At 40.0% G+C, this 13,902-nt stretch carries 14 protein-coding genes; 7 read left to right on the top strand and 7 right to left on the bottom strand.

Annotated elements, in window-relative coordinates:
* Window positions 1–75 precede the first annotated feature (75 nt).
* Window positions 76–1,107 (bottom strand): oxygen-dependent tRNA uridine(34) hydroxylase TrhO, encoded by a 1,032-nt coding sequence (gene trhO / locus ABXZ32_RS05490; protein ID WP_354617664.1) that lies wholly within the window; start codon window positions 1,105–1,107, stop codon window positions 76–78.
* A 307-nt stretch (window positions 1,108–1,414) separates the two neighbouring features.
* Between trhO and recA the strand changes: the two genes are divergently transcribed.
* From recA to ABXZ32_RS05470, 4 genes are all read left to right on the top strand, one after another.
* Complete coding sequence (recA, locus tag ABXZ32_RS05485) at window positions 1,415–2,422, top strand: recombinase RecA (RefSeq protein WP_354617663.1); 1,008 nt, start codon at window positions 1,415–1,417, stop codon at window positions 2,420–2,422.
* An 88-nt stretch (window positions 2,423–2,510) separates the two neighbouring features.
* Window positions 2,511–2,933: a hypothetical protein gene (locus ABXZ32_RS05480; RefSeq protein WP_354617662.1), complete on the top strand. Its 423-nt coding sequence runs from the start codon at window positions 2,511–2,513 to the stop codon at window positions 2,931–2,933.
* Window positions 2,934–2,970: 37 nt separating this feature from the next.
* On the top strand, window positions 2,971–3,504 hold the full coding sequence (locus tag ABXZ32_RS05475) for an RNA polymerase sigma factor (protein ID WP_354617661.1): 534 nt from the start codon (window positions 2,971–2,973) through the stop codon (window positions 3,502–3,504).
* 18 nt (window positions 3,505–3,522) lie between these two features.
* A complete protein-coding gene (locus ABXZ32_RS05470; protein ID WP_354617660.1) occupies window positions 3,523–5,010 on the top strand; it encodes an outer membrane beta-barrel protein in 1,488 nt (495 codons plus the stop codon).
* Between the two features lie 70 nt (window positions 5,011–5,080).
* Here the strand turns inward: ABXZ32_RS05470 and ABXZ32_RS05465 are convergent, their stop codons facing one another.
* A complete protein-coding gene (locus ABXZ32_RS05465; protein WP_354617659.1) occupies window positions 5,081–5,839 on the bottom strand; it encodes a lysophospholipid acyltransferase family protein in 759 nt (252 codons plus the stop codon).
* Window positions 5,840–5,911: 72 nt separating this feature from the next.
* Between ABXZ32_RS05465 and trpS the strand changes: the two genes are divergently transcribed.
* On the top strand, window positions 5,912–6,880 hold the full coding sequence (trpS, locus tag ABXZ32_RS05460; protein ID WP_354617658.1) for a tryptophan--tRNA ligase: 969 nt from the start codon (window positions 5,912–5,914) through the stop codon (window positions 6,878–6,880).
* Window positions 6,881–7,153: 273 nt separating this feature from the next.
* Here the strand turns inward: trpS and dprA are convergent, their stop codons facing one another.
* Window positions 7,154–8,257: a DNA-processing protein DprA gene (dprA, locus tag ABXZ32_RS05455; RefSeq protein ID WP_354617657.1), complete on the bottom strand. Its 1,104-nt coding sequence runs from the start codon at window positions 8,255–8,257 to the stop codon at window positions 7,154–7,156.
* Between the two features lie 104 nt (window positions 8,258–8,361).
* Here dprA and ABXZ32_RS05450 point away from each other — a divergent pair, with 104 nt between their 5' ends.
* Both ABXZ32_RS05450 and ABXZ32_RS05445 read left to right on the top strand, forming a co-directional pair.
* Entirely contained in the window at window positions 8,362–9,306 is a 945-nt protein-coding gene (locus tag ABXZ32_RS05450; protein ID WP_354617656.1) for an HU domain-containing protein, read from the top strand.
* Window positions 9,307–9,363: 57 nt separating this feature from the next.
* Entirely contained in the window at window positions 9,364–9,879 is a 516-nt protein-coding gene (locus ABXZ32_RS05445) for an acyl-CoA thioesterase (protein ID WP_354617655.1), read from the top strand.
* A 33-nt stretch (window positions 9,880–9,912) separates the two neighbouring features.
* Here ABXZ32_RS05445 and ABXZ32_RS05440 read toward each other — a convergent pair whose 3' ends face one another.
* From ABXZ32_RS05440 to ABXZ32_RS05425, 4 genes are read right to left on the bottom strand one after another with little or no spacing between them, the layout of a single operon-like run.
* Entirely contained in the window at window positions 9,913–11,142 is a 1,230-nt protein-coding gene (locus ABXZ32_RS05440; RefSeq protein ID WP_354617654.1) for a murein hydrolase activator EnvC family protein, read from the bottom strand.
* 1 nt (window position 11,143) lies between these two features.
* Window positions 11,144–11,923: a DUF4292 domain-containing protein gene (locus ABXZ32_RS05435; protein WP_354617653.1), complete on the bottom strand. Its 780-nt coding sequence runs from the start codon at window positions 11,921–11,923 to the stop codon at window positions 11,144–11,146.
* 11 nt (window positions 11,924–11,934) lie between these two features.
* Window positions 11,935–12,855 carry a tetratricopeptide repeat protein gene (locus tag ABXZ32_RS05430; RefSeq protein WP_354617652.1) on the bottom strand — a complete coding sequence of 307 codons (921 nt, stop codon included), beginning with the start codon at window positions 12,853–12,855 and terminating at the stop codon, window positions 11,935–11,937.
* A gap of 25 nt (window positions 12,856–12,880) precedes the next feature.
* Window positions 12,881–13,897, bottom strand: coding sequence for a sugar phosphate nucleotidyltransferase (locus tag ABXZ32_RS05425; protein WP_354617651.1), 1,017 nt, complete (start codon window positions 13,895–13,897; stop codon window positions 12,881–12,883).
* Window positions 13,898–13,902: the final 5 nt, after the last annotated feature.

The following is a 13,902-nucleotide window of genomic DNA, read 5'->3' as shown; positions in this document are numbered from 1 at the left end:
TATTCCAGGTATAAAACACACCATATTTGGCATATTTGAATTGCAAGAAATATCTACCTCTAAGATTTGGGGAGCCTATTTTTTGAATTTCAAGACCTCAGACCTTCCTTTTTTGAAAATTTTATTGCTGACCACTTTCCCTTTTCTAAGTTCTTTTTGCTCTTCGAAAGGTAGCGCATGAATTTCTTTGCAATCGTCCGAACAACAGTTATCCATGACTTTGGCACATTCTTCACATTGGATAAACAACAAGTGACAGGCCTCATTGGCACAGTTGACATGGGTGTCACATGGATTGCCACATTGATGGCAATTGGCGATCACATCATCCGAAATACGCTCTCCCCTGCGATGGTCAAAGACAAAGTTTTTTCCCAAAAATTTATTCTCCAAATTTTTGTCCCCAACCTGCCTTGTGTATTCTATGATTCCCCCTTCAAGCTGGTATACTTGCTTGAAGCCTTTGTGCTTGTAATAAGCACTTGCCTTTTCACAGCGTATACCTCCTGTACAGTACATCACCAACTTTTTGTCCTCCTTATGGTCTGCCAAATCCTTTTCAATAATATCCAAAGAATCCCTAAAGGTATCAACGTCTGGGGTGATTGCATTTTTAAAATGCCCTATCTCACTTTCATAGTGGTTTCGCATGTCCACCAAAACGGTATCGGGATCTTCAATCAACTGATTGAACATTTCCGCATCCACATGAACTCCTTTATTTGTCACATCAAAGGTGCCTTCATTCAAGCCGTCGGCCACAATTTGATTCCGCACCTTCACCTTTAATTTTAAAAAGGATTTATTGTCGTGCTCAATGGCAATATTTAGCCTCACGTTCTCTAAAAAGGTAATGGTATCCAGATGGGTCTTAAAGGCTTCGAAGTTTTCTGCGGGCACGGACAATTGGGCGTTAATGCCTTCTTTGGCAACATAGATCCTGCCCAACACCTCCAAGGCGTCCCAGTTAATAAACAGATGGTTCCTAAAAATTTCGGGGTTCCCGATATGCGCGTACTTGTAGAAAGAAATGGTAAGCCGGTCTTTCCCAGCTTCCTCAATAAGAACTTCCCTTTCTTTTGCGCTTAATGTATTGTACAGTTGCATGCTATACCAATATTTAAGTTAAAGAATAGTCCCGAAATACTCGGGAAAGTGCAAAAATAGTCATTCTAATTTTTAGAACAAATAAAAAGGGCCCCGGATACTTCCTGGGCCCTTTTATAGTCAACCACTGACTGTGTTTTCTCTTTCAATAGACTTTTCAAGAGGTCGACTTATATGGCCCCTACATAAAATAGGGACCATTAAATTGAGTTAGTTCCTATAAGGATGCAGCTTTTCCAAAAAGGTTGCTTCTCCATTGTAATATGAAAAAAGAAATGGTAATTTAGCGCACCTAATAAAAAGACACATGAGCACTGAAAAAGACGCGAAATTAAAAGCACTAAAACTTACACTGGACAAGCTGGACAAGACATATGGAAAAGGGGCTGTTATGAAGATGGGAGACAGTGTTGTACAAGATGTGGAAGTCATTCCTTCCGGATCTTTGGGTTTGGATATTGCTTTGGGAGTAGGCGGTTACCCAAGAGGTAGGGTCATTGAAATATATGGTCCGGAATCATCAGGTAAGACTACGTTGACCCTTCACGCCATGGCAGAAGCTCAAAAGTTGGGTGGTATTGCGGCTTTTATTGATGCAGAGCATGCTTTTGACCGTTTTTATGCACAAAAATTAGGGGTAGACATAGACAACCTTATTATATCCCAACCCGATCATGGGGAGCAGGCCCTGGAAATTGCGGACAATCTGATCCGTTCGGGAGCTATTGATATTGTCGTAATAGATTCTGTTGCGGCACTTACTCCAAAAAGTGAAATAGAAGGGGAAATGGGCGACTCAAAAATGGGTCTTCACGCAAGGTTGATGTCACAGGCTCTTCGTAAACTGACGGGATCTATTAGCAAAACAAAATGTACGGTTATCTTTATTAACCAGTTAAGGGAAAAAATAGGGGTAATGTTCGGGAATCCCGAAACAACCACAGGTGGAAATGCCCTAAAATTTTATGCTTCTGTTCGTTTAGACATTAGAAGATCTACCCAAATAAAAGATACAGATGGTGATGTTCAAGGGAACAAGACCAGGGTGAAAGTAGTTAAGAATAAAGTTGCACCTCCTTTTAGAACCACTGAATTCGACATCATGTATGGCGAAGGAATTTCCAAGGTTGGAGAAATAGTAGATCTGGGTGTAGAATATGAAATAATAAAGAAAAGCGGCTCTTGGTTCAGTTATGGGGACACCAAACTTGGACAGGGAAGGGATGCTGTTAAAAACCTCATGAACGACAATCCGGAATTACTGGAAGAACTGGAAGGCAAGATTACGGAAGCCATCAAGGCAGTTAAGAAATAATACAGAATCCCGATTTAATCGGGATTTTGTCGTTTTATACGCAACCTTTGTAATAACGCCCCATCTTCGGTTAAAACAATAGTATATTATGAAACGGGCTTTGTGCTTTTTTTTAATCGTTTTAACCACCATCACTTTCAGTTCTTGTGATGTTGACGATAATTCTGACTTTTATTATGTTTCCCTCCCTATTGAGAGTGTAGCACTGCCGGAGTCTTTTGAGGTCAATAAGACCTATCAAATTAACGTAACGTATAAGCGTCCTAACGATTGCACCTATTTTGAGGGCTTCGATGTGGCTAAACTGGACACCACCGTCAGGGACGTTGTAGTAGTTGGATCTACATTTTCTGGTGATGGCAACTGTGCAGAAATTTCGGAAGAAATTAACGTATCATTTAATTTTTTGGTACTTTACACTGACACTTACGTCTTTAGGTTTTGGACTGGTGAGAATGAAAATGGTGAATCGGAATATTTGGAAATAGAAGTTCCAGTTACCACAGAATAAAAACGGAATGTAAAACACAAACAATCCAACCCGCACTTTGAGTTTAAAAGAGCTCGTACATAATTGCAAAAAAGGCAATAGAATAGCGCAGGAGCAACTGTACAAACAGTATGCTGGAAAATTATTTGGGGTTTGTTTAAAGTATTCACGAAATAAAACCGAAGCCGAAGACAACTTGCACGACAGTTTTATTACCATTTTCCAGAAAATTGACCAATACAAATTTAAAGGTTCATTTGAAGGCTGGTTAAAAAGGATTACGGTTAACACAGTGCTTCAAAAATATAGGAAGGAAGAATATCTGTCTGTAATAACGGATAATGTTGAGGAGGAAGTGACGGTTGAGACCGGGTATGTGGAAGTGGGACTACCTATTCTACTCAAATACATACAGGATTTGCCCAACAAATACCGGTTGACCTTTAACCTTTATGTTTTGGACGGTTACAGCCATAAGGAAATTGCAGAATTACTAGGTACCTCAGTAGGTACCTCCAAATCCAATTTGGCAAGGGCACGTATGATCTTGAAAGAAAAAATTGAAAAAGAATTAATAAATATCGCTTTATAAGCAACAGCATACATACTGATGAAAAAGAATTTGGACAACTTGTTTCAAGAGAAACTCAACGATTTACATGAACTGCCAAACGAGAATGTTTGGAAGTCCATTGAGGCTTCTTTGGACAAAAACAAAAAATCGAGACGCGTACTGCCACTTTGGTGGACCCTGGGAGGAGTTGCCGCTTTATTGGCAATTCTCTTTTATGTAGCTCAACCCGGTGCAACAGATTTAAACAGCAATTCCATTATAACGGATACAGAGCAGAAGAATTTAGGAACACCAGGTATTGTTGATGAAAATAAAAGGGATGTGGAATCCAACGAGAATGCCTTAACCACTAGTGAAGCACCTGAAAAAAATCAGAATAGTACGAAGACAGGCAATCTGGGAACCCAACAACAAGAAAGTTCTTGGGCAGTTTCATCCTCTAACCCGAAAGCCACTTCAAAATCGATTAGGAGTGTACCTACCAATTTCACCAACCCTGCCAAAGAAAATAATAAAGAAGAAGCTATTGCTTCCACATATACAAAGGAACCTTCCAATGCGCTTGGGCAGAAGGAAAAAAACAATTCGATTGTAGGAATCAGTGACACTCGAAAGGAAAATATTTCTCCTGACGATGTTCTGAAAATGGACACAAAAAAAAATACTTTAGATCCTAATTCTTTAAGTTCGGAAGCCACCAAAATAGCAAATCAAGAACCCAAAACTCCAGTTGCTAAAAAATCGATCTATGACGAAATAAATACACAAGAAAACGAGAATATTATTGCCGATACCGACACAAATAAATGGTCTTTGGAACCGAGTGTAGCGCCAGTATATTTTAATGGTTTTGGATCAGGCTCCCCTATTCATCCTGAATTCTCATCCAACTCAAAATCAGGGAATGTCAATTTGAGTTACGGGGTCTTTGTATCCTATAAGGTGAGCAAAAAATTAAGTGTGCGCTCAGGGGTGCATAAGGTCGACTATGGCTACAACACCAACGATGTTAAGTTCACCTCCTCCTTTGCCACCACTAGCAAAAGCAGCTTGGCCAACATAGATTACGCGGACAACGCCAACAATTTAATTGTAGTAAGCACTAACAATGTGAAGCCTTCTGCAAATATTCAGGGTGAAGTTTCGGGAAAAACCCCATCAAAAAACGGAAGCATGATACAACAGTTTGGGTATTTAGAGATTCCTTTGGAACTGAATTATGCCCTATTGGACAAGGATTTTGGAATCAGTCTTGTTGGTGGATTTAGCTCTTTGTTTTTAACCAATAATGCCGTGCTTCTAGAAGCAGATGGCCTAAATACAGAGATTGGAGAAGCGAACAATATCAATGACGTCAATTTTAGTTCCAATATTGGATTTGGCCTAAATTATAAGTTTACGCCCAAAATAAAATTGAATATTGAACCGGTATTCAAATATCAGCTGAACACTTTTTCCAACTCGGCCGGAGATTTCAAACCATTCTCTGTAGGAATATATAGTGGCTTCAACTTTAAATTCTAATGAAATTGGTTCGTTTTACTCATTTAGCAATATGAACGACTAACGCCAAGGACAATTGTTCTTGGCGTTTTTACTTGTAGTGCTTTTGTTCCAAATCCTTTTCGAGGTCGGACAAGATAACAGCCCTTACCTCATCACGTAAACTTTTTTTATCAGTCTCCGCTAAATGCTTGGTTTCAATAAACCGGTGCACTTTCCCTCTGGTCCTGCCAGGTCCCCCGCTATAAAAAGTAAATGAGAAACGGTCTTTATTGTCATAAAAGGTAATAGGAACTACTGGAATATTATGGGCTATGGCCATTTTAAAGGCCCCGTCCTTAAAAGAATCCAATAAGACATGTTCCTCAGGTACTCCACCTTCTGGAAATATACAAATACTGAGTCCTTGGTTCAATCTTTTTTGAGCCCTTCTGTAAACACCTGTCCTGCTACGCGCATCTTCCCTGTCCACCATTATACATACCCTTTTATAAAAGAATCCGAATAAAGGAATATTTACCAATTCTTTTTTACCAACAAATACAAAAGGAGTGCTACTTACCCTGAGCATCATCATAATATCTAGCATACTGGTATGGTTGGCCACCAACATTAAGCTCTTTCCTCGCTCCAATTTTTCATCATAACATATTCTGGGGACACATCCCATGCCGTATAAAATGGTATTCGCCCAAATATTGCGGGCCATCCAAAAAAATTGTGGATACCATTTTTCCGAAAGGGAAAAAAATATCAAAAAAGGAAAAAAGATAAGGATAGGCAAGGCCACCAAAATATAGAACCAAATACGGTATAGAATGTGGCCAAATTTTCTCAGAATTGAAAGCATGAAATCAAAAGTAACAATTTGAATTGTGTTTTAGTATTTATTTTACCTTTGCGGTTCTTTGAAATAAAACAAATGTCAAGAATTTTAACGGGTATACAAAGTACGGGAACCCCGCACTTAGGAAATATTTTAGGAGCTATAATGCCAGCTATAAAAATGGCACAGGACCCAAAAAACGATTCATTTTTATTTATTGCGGATATGCATTCGCTGACGCAGATAAAAGATGGAAAAACGCTGAGACACAACACTTACGCCACTGCAGCTACCTGGTTGGCCTTTGGTCTGGATATTGACAAAACTGTATTTTATAGACAAAGTGACATTCCACAGGTGACCGAATTGAGTTGGTACTTAAGCTGTTTTTTTCCTTACCAACGTCTGACCCTTGCACATTCTTTTAAGGATAAGGCTGACCGATTAGAGGATATAAATGCTGGTCTTTTTACCTATCCCATGCTAATGGCTGCGGATATTTTACTGTATGATGCCAACATCGTCCCTGTGGGCAAGGATCAATTACAACATATAGAGATGACCCGGGATGTTGCCTCACGTTTTCATGCCCAATTAGGGGAAACTTTTGTAATCCCCGAAGCCAAGGTACAGGAAGAAACAATGTATGTTCCCGGAACAGACGGGGCCAAAATGAGCAAGAGCAAGGGTAATCTTATTGATTTATTTCAAACGGATAAAAAATTGCGCAAGCAAATTATGGGGATCCAAACCGATAGTACACCTATGGAAGACCCGAAAGATCCAGATACGGATAACGTATTTGCCCTTTACAAAATACTGGCTTCTGCCGAACAAGTGGCAGAAATGAGATCCAATTACATTAACGGCAACTATGGGTACGGACATGCCAAACAGGCCTTGTACGAGGTTATAGTTGACAAATTTGGCGAGGCCCGTGAAAAGTTCGATTACTATATGAACCACTTGGAAGAAGTGGACGAAGCTTTGTCTTTAGGGGCTGAAAAAGCAAAAAAAGTAGCGGACGGTGTCTTGGCAAAAGTGAGAAATAAAGTAGGTTACTAGCAATAAGACCTATAAAACCATAAAAGTTGAGATGCCCCATAAACCGACCAGCTGGTCTGTTTGTGGGGCATCTTATTTGCTTTGAATAGTTTTTTTTGGAGGTATGTGATTGGAATTTATCGACCAAGTGTAATTTTTTGCCAAACCAAGTTTATCCATACCGCTGTTACAGACCAGACAGTCTGTGACACTTAAAGCTCAAAATGTTCCCTGCGCCCATTTATAGCTCACAGGACTGGTCTTTTACATAAAAAAGGCGGGTGTATCCAATACCTAAATAGCTTCGAACAATTTTCCGGGCAATGGCCTTACCACCCCTTTCATTTCCATGTTGAAAAGTGTGGCCGAAACCCTAAAAATTGGAATTTGGCATTCCAGAGCAATGTCATCCAGGACTTGTTTCCCTTCTTTCTGTAAATAAGAATGAATACTATACTCAAGCTCATCCATCTGAACAAACAATTGCTTTTGCACCGATTTAGATGACACATCCTTTACTTCCCATCCAAGTAGGTAGATCAGATCCGCAGCAGAAGAGAGCATATGTGCCTTTTGTTGTTTGATGAGATTGTTACAGCCCATACTGTACTTATCCTGCACCCTCCCCGGAACTGCAAAGACATCCCGATTATAACTATGTGCAATATCCGCAGTGACAAGGCTACCCCCTTTCTCAGCTGATTCAACCACAAGAGTGGCCTCACTCAATCCGGCTATAATCCTATTACGCCTCAAAAAGTTTTCCCTTTCAGGACTGCTATTACTCCAAAACTCGGTGAAAAACCCTCCATTTTGCTCTATTTCAGAAGTGAATCTCCCATGGGATTTAGGATAAATTTGATTGAGACCATGTGCGAGACATCCTATGGTCTGCAGCCCATGCTTTATTGCAGCCCTATGGACACAAATATCTACCCCGTATGCAAATCCACTTACGATAATTGGATTTAATGGCGCTATTTCCTCTATAAAACGCTCACAAAATGCAGTTCCATAACTGGTAATGTTCCTTGTTCCCACAACACTGATTATCTTTCTTTCCTGAAGTTGTATTGTGCCTTTCTTGAAGAGCAGGATGGGGCCATCTATGCAATGCTTAAGGTAATTAGGATAATCTTCATCCTTAAAATAGGTATAGTCAATGTTTTGACTTTGGATGAACTCCAGTTCGGCAATAGCCGCTTCCAGATGTATTTTGTCCTGTAAATTCCGAAGGGTGTGGGTACCAATACCATCAATTTTTAACAAATGGTGAGCCTTTTGACTGAATACCTCGGCCGCACTTCCACAATGTGAAATTATTTTTTTAGCAGTGACATCGCCAATATTCGGAATACTCTGAAGCCTTAAAACTGCAATCAATTCATCACTAGTCATTTGTGGTCGGTTCTATTTTATCTAAAAATACAGAAAATAAAATGTTAATAAAAAGTTAGGTGATAGGTTTTGAAAAGGTTAAATTTATAACAATATTTGCCGTCATGGGAACTGAACAATACATAGCAGAGCTACTATATCGCTACAATTGCGTAATTATGCCCGGATTTGGAGGCTTTTTAACGCAGATGAAATCTGCCGTAATCCACAGTAATTCCCATTCCTTTTCCCCACCTTCAAAAGTGATTTCTTTTAATGGACAACTTTCTTCCAACGATGGATTATTGGTATCCTACATGGCTGAATCTGAGAAAATTTCCTATGAGGAAATGTTGCAACGCATTGAAAAAGAATCCAGTGCTTGGAAACAGACCTTAAAAGATGGCAAGCGTTTAACTTTGCCCAATGTTGGGGAGTTATGGGAAAATAAAGACCATAAAATACAATTTCAACCCTCCAACCAAGTGAATTATTTGACTACCTCATTTGGCCTTTCCTCTTTTGTTACTGCCCCGGTGGTAAGAGAAACCTTAAAGGAAGAAGTGGTGGAATTGGAAGATAAAATTCCTTTTATAATTACACCTGAAGTTAGGCAGCAATCAAGAAGTTTTAGGCCTTATTTAAAATATGCAGCTGTAATCCTCTTGGCCTTCGCCACAGGTCTCACTGGATTGCGTTTTTACAACAATACCGTAAATGACCAACAATTAGTGCAGGAAGAAGCCCAAGAGCAAGTAGCAAGAAATATACAGGAAGCCACATTTTTCAATTCGGCTCCTTTGGAACTGCCCGCTTTAAATCTGGAGATCACTAAAAAGGACCAGGTTCACTACCATATTGTTGCAGGCGGCTTTAGGGCTAAAGAAAATGCTGATAAAAAGGTGTCCCAATTATCAGAAAAAGGATTTGAAGCCACCAATCTAGGTGTTAACAAACACGGCCTACATCTTGTAGCCTATGGAACTTTCACCAATGTGGACGAAGCACTGCAGTACCTAAGGGAAATAAAACGCACGGAATCAAGCGACGCCTGGTTGTTCCAAGAATAATCGCACTTCTTCTTTTTGCCCCACAATATAGGTGTATCTTTGCAAAAAATTTTAAGTATGCAGGCTAAGACTCCTAGTGATTCAAGGACTATTATGACCGATTTGGTACTCCCTAGTGAGACCAACCCATTAAACAATTTATTTGGAGGTGAACTTCTGGCCCGTATGGACAGAGCAGCGAGTATCGCCGCACGCCGACATAGCCGAAGAATTGTGGTAACCGCTTCAGTTAATCATGTTGCCTTCAATAGGGCTGTGCCCCTTGGAAGTGTAGTGACTGTGGAAGCAGCTGTTTCTAGGGCATTCTCAACCTCTATGGAGGTTTTCATTGATGTTTGGATGGAAGATCGCTTCAGTGGAGAACGTACAAAGGCCAATGAGGCCATATATACGTTTGTAGCCGTTGATGATACCGGTATCCCGACCACAGTACCAAAGCTCAATGCTGAAACTGACCTTGAAAAGCAGCGTTTTGCTGCAGCTTTACGTAGAAAACAGCTTAGCCTTGTACTAGCGGGTAAAATGAAGCCTAAAGACGCTACAGAGCTTCGTGCGCTGTTTATGGAAGAGTAGTAGTTAAGGGATAAAAAATTTAGTTCAAGTGTACTATAAGCGATAAATCCAGTCTTCAGGATTTAATCTATTGGCATCTTGATAGAGGTAGAACTTAAGCTGGGTCTGACCGTTAGACCGATTGGTATAAATCTCGCCCAGCTCTTCTTTTCTTGCGACCCTATCCCCTTTCTTTACGTATAGTTTAGAAAGGTTATAATAGGTGCTGATGTAATTACCATGTTTGATCTGCACTCCCATATTTCCTCCAGGAACTGCCATAATACCAATAACCTCCCCTTCAAAAATGGAACGCGCCTTGGACCCTTCGTCCGTAGCGATGATAACTCCATTGTTTTCGTGCTTTATGCCAGGATAGACCGCATCGTTGTAAACTCCAAATCCACGACTGACAATTCCCCTCTCCACAGGCCAGTCTAATTTGCCCTTATTGGCCGAGAAATTATTAGCAACAATAGTTGCCTCTGGGGTTAGTACAAACTTACTGCTGCCAGTACTTCCTCCAGCCTTTTTATTACTTGCCGCAATGGCACTTCGGATCAGTGCATCTATCTGTTGATCAATTTTTCGTGCTTCCTGTCTTTTCTTATCTATGGCCGCGGTATACTTGTTTTCGTTCTTACGAATAGTGGCTAACAGCACCTGTTGGTCTGCCCGCTCCTTTTGCAATTCATTTTTGGCCACCAAATTCTCCGCAATCAATTGGTCCTTCACCTTGCGTTGATCAGTGAGATCCCTGTTCAACTGGGTTAATTCGTCCGTTTTAACCACGATCTGTTCTCCCTGTTCTTTTCTATATTGGGTATATTGTTTTAGGTACTGCAATCTTTTAAAGGCCTGAAAGAAGTTTTCGGAGGATAATAAGAACATTAACCTGCTTTGTTGGGATTTATTTTGATATGACTTTTGGATCATGGTGGCATAATCGTCCTTGAGGGTTTCCAAATCATCCCTAAGCTTCGAGATATTCCTTATGTTGGTGTTGATCTGTCTATTGAGTAGATTGGATTGCTGGTTGGTCACATTGATTAACTGTTGGCGCACATTTATTTTTTGTGCCAACGCCTCCATTTGCTCTAATACATTGCCCTTTTCCTTTTTCTCGGCAAACAACAATCTATTGATACTTTTTATTTCCTTTTGAAGCTGTTCGCGCTTAGCTTCCAATGCCTTTTGTTCATTGGTTTGCGCAAATGCTCCGGTCCCAATGAACAGAACTACAAACAAGGTGAGATATATACGAATCAAGGTCTTAACGCTCATATTACTTCAGTACTATCTCTTTAAAACCATTTGGTATTTTATACGGAAAATTAACCGCTCTATTGAATTCCATATTGCGATATTCTATGGAAATAGTGTTGGTATTATCTCCGTTAATGGCAAATATTCCAATTTCGTTAGGAAGCACCCGTTTATCAATTTTTTGATAGTTCTTATACTGTATTTCCAATATTCTTTTCTCCAAGGGCTGTGCTACCTGCTGGGCTGCCATTTTAAAATTCTTGGGCTCTATTTCGAACAAGGTCTTAAAAAGCTCCAAGGATTTCCTGGGCTTTAACTGGTAGTTATTTTCGCTAATGGAGGTATCGTATTTCCCATCCTTTAAATCGAATATTGCTTCACCCAATAACATATTTTGTACTTTTTCAAAATTGAGCTCCACCCCCAATAAATTGCTGAGATATAAAAAGTCTCCATCAAAATACTCATTATCGAGTTTATTGTAAAAACTAACTCTCTCTGGTGTAATATAGGCCTTTACTACCCCTAATGGCGCACTAAACCATATGGCCTTATCCTTTTCCATACGCAGACTTACACTCACCCCTTGGGATGATTCCCCATCGGAATAATCAATTTTCACCTTCCCGCTCAAGGTTTTAAAATTGAGCTGATTGTTATAGTGGTTTTTTATTATCGTTTTTGCGGACAAATTTGTATCCAACGTGCCATCGGTTAACACCTTATTGGATTTACAGGAAAATACCAACAACGCAAAAAGGCTATAAGCCATCAATTTTGGTATCTTTAAAAATCTCATTTTCATTCTATTTAGGACCCTGTTTTTATTTTACTAAGATACATATTTGCCTTTGAAGAATTTCCCAATGCTTTATAAGCGTTTGCCAATTCTTTGTGAAATTTATTTGCGAGTTCTTGATCGTCCAACAGGTAATCCAATCCCTCCTCCATTATGGCAATTGCCTCTTTAAATTTGCTTAATTGATTCAAAGCCAACCCTCTAGTGTAATAGAAATAGGGTTGTAACGGAAATGATTCCAGGGCTTCTTTTGAAATATCGCCCACCTGGGTAAAATCTTTATTTTCAATTAATTGCGCAATTCGCTTCGTATACAATGCCAAAGGGTTTTCATCCTTTTCAGCAGGTTGTTCTATCTCCTCTTCCCCGGTCCCGACGTTTCCCTCTCCTTTGGCTTCGGCCAGTTTCATCCTCAATTTGTCAATGGCAATTGTTTTTTTTAGTCCTTCCAGTACAAACAGGGCATTGTCATAGTTCTGGCGATCATAATAGATCTGGGCCAAATTCTCTCTTAAAACCTGGTTATTGTATGGAATAGCGGCCCTTACTGCATCAAAGGAATTCCCTTGCTTTTCTACGATCTCAACTAGGGTATGGAGGTACCAGAAATTTTCAGGGGCCATGTTTATGGCCTCTTGCACATAAGTCTGAGCATTAATGTAATCCCTGTTCAAGACATAGCATTTGGCAAGCTCATGATCAATGACCGGATTATCTTCATCTATCTTTTTACATTCTAAAAATAGATTGATGGCGCGATCATAATTTTCTATTCCCTTTTGTTTTAAGGCTTCAAAAAACTTCTCTTGAAATTCATCTGAAACCGTTTCCAAGGTTACCTCTGCACTTTCTTCGGGTTCTTGGGCAATACCTTGCCCTACGGTCATAAAAACCGCCATTAGAAGCAAAAGAAAATGCAGTCTTTTTTTCATAACCTATTTCCCTTTTGAGAAATCTTTATTCCATTACGGAATAATCTCCAATACTAATGGTCTCAAAATTACCATTGAAGACTACATGATTGCCCACCATAGCATTATCCAAGTTGGCATTGCTAATCTTATTCCTGTTTTGTATAAGACTGTTTTTTATGGTAGAATTTTCAATTACCGTATGATCTCCTATGGATACGTATGGGCCCACGGTGGTATTTTTCAAGACAACGTGTTCCCCGATAAAACAAGGTTCTATTATTTGGGCATTCTCCAAGGTAACCGTATCAGACACCAATTTTTCCCCATCTTTTTCCAAAAAGCCCAACATACGTCTGTTGGTTTCCACGGTAACATTTTTATTGCCACAATCCATCCACTCTTCTACCTTACCTGGAGCAAATTTCATGCCCTTTTCCATCATGCGTTTGATACCATCATTGATCTGATATTCCCCTCCATGCACAATATTATTATCCAGCACATATTGAAGCTCCTTTTTAAGGACGGCAACATCCTTAAAGTAATAGATCCCTATAACTGCTAAATCAGAAACAAATTTCGCCGGCTTTTCCACCAACTCCACAATATTCCCGCTATCGTTTAGTTTCACTACTCCATAGGCTTCGGGTTGGTCCACTTGTTTTACCCAAATAACGCTGTCGGCAGACTTGTCCAGATCAAAATCGGCTCTGATCAATGTATCTGCATAGGCAATTACCGCTGGTCCGCTCAAGGATTCCTTGGCTGCCATTATAGCATGCCCGGTACCTAGGGGCTGATCTTGTCTATAAATGGAAGCTTTTGCACCTAGACTTTGGGCCAATTCCTTCAAACTCTCCACCACATCCTCTCCAAAAAATGCAGGATCACCCAATATAAAGGCAACTTCCTCTATCTCCTCTCCAAGCACCTTGGCAATGTCACTCACCAAACGGTGTACAATAGGTTTACCGGCCACTGGAATTAATGGTTTAGGCACGGTTAAGGTATGTGGTCTTAAACGGGATCCTCTGCCCGCCATAGGTACAATAATCTTCATAATGT

Origin of the sequence: Sediminicola luteus, from assembly GCF_040566555.1 — a bacterium.
GTDB lineage: Bacteria > Bacteroidota > Bacteroidia > Flavobacteriales > Flavobacteriaceae > Sediminicola.
The sequence above is the reverse complement of the archived record's forward strand: the minus strand, read 5'-3'. Positions and strand labels throughout refer to the sequence as shown.

Excerpts from the sequence above, each read along its gene's own strand:
- ABXZ32_RS05425 (WP_354617651.1), bottom strand. The coding sequence starts at position 13,897 with ATGAAGATTATTGTACCTATGGCGGGCAGAGGATCCCGTTTAAGACCA.
- ABXZ32_RS05435 (WP_354617653.1), bottom strand. The coding sequence starts at position 11,923 with ATGAGATTTTTAAAGATACCAAAATTGATGGCTTATAGCCTTTTTGCG.
- ABXZ32_RS05480 (WP_354617662.1), top strand. The coding sequence starts at position 2,511 with ATGAAACGGGCTTTGTGCTTTTTTTTAATCGTTTTAACCACCATCACT.
- ABXZ32_RS05445 (WP_354617655.1), top strand. The coding sequence starts at position 9,364 with ATGCAGGCTAAGACTCCTAGTGATTCAAGGACTATTATGACCGATTTG.
- ABXZ32_RS05430 (WP_354617652.1), bottom strand. The coding sequence starts at position 12,855 with ATGAAAAAAAGACTGCATTTTCTTTTGCTTCTAATGGCGGTTTTTATG.
- ABXZ32_RS05440 (WP_354617654.1), bottom strand. The coding sequence starts at position 11,142 with ATGAGCGTTAAGACCTTGATTCGTATATATCTCACCTTGTTTGTAGTT.
- trpS (WP_354617658.1), top strand. The coding sequence starts at position 5,912 with ATGTCAAGAATTTTAACGGGTATACAAAGTACGGGAACCCCGCACTTA.
- recA (WP_354617663.1), top strand. The coding sequence starts at position 1,415 with ATGAGCACTGAAAAAGACGCGAAATTAAAAGCACTAAAACTTACACTG.
- ABXZ32_RS05450 (WP_354617656.1), top strand. The coding sequence starts at position 8,362 with ATGGGAACTGAACAATACATAGCAGAGCTACTATATCGCTACAATTGC.
- trhO (WP_354617664.1), bottom strand. The coding sequence starts at position 1,107 with ATGCAACTGTACAATACATTAAGCGCAAAAGAAAGGGAAGTTCTTATT.
- ABXZ32_RS05470 (WP_354617660.1), top strand. The coding sequence starts at position 3,523 with ATGAAAAAGAATTTGGACAACTTGTTTCAAGAGAAACTCAACGATTTA.
- dprA (WP_354617657.1), bottom strand. The coding sequence starts at position 8,257 with ATGACTAGTGATGAATTGATTGCAGTTTTAAGGCTTCAGAGTATTCCG.
- ABXZ32_RS05465 (WP_354617659.1), bottom strand. The coding sequence starts at position 5,839 with ATGCTTTCAATTCTGAGAAAATTTGGCCACATTCTATACCGTATTTGG.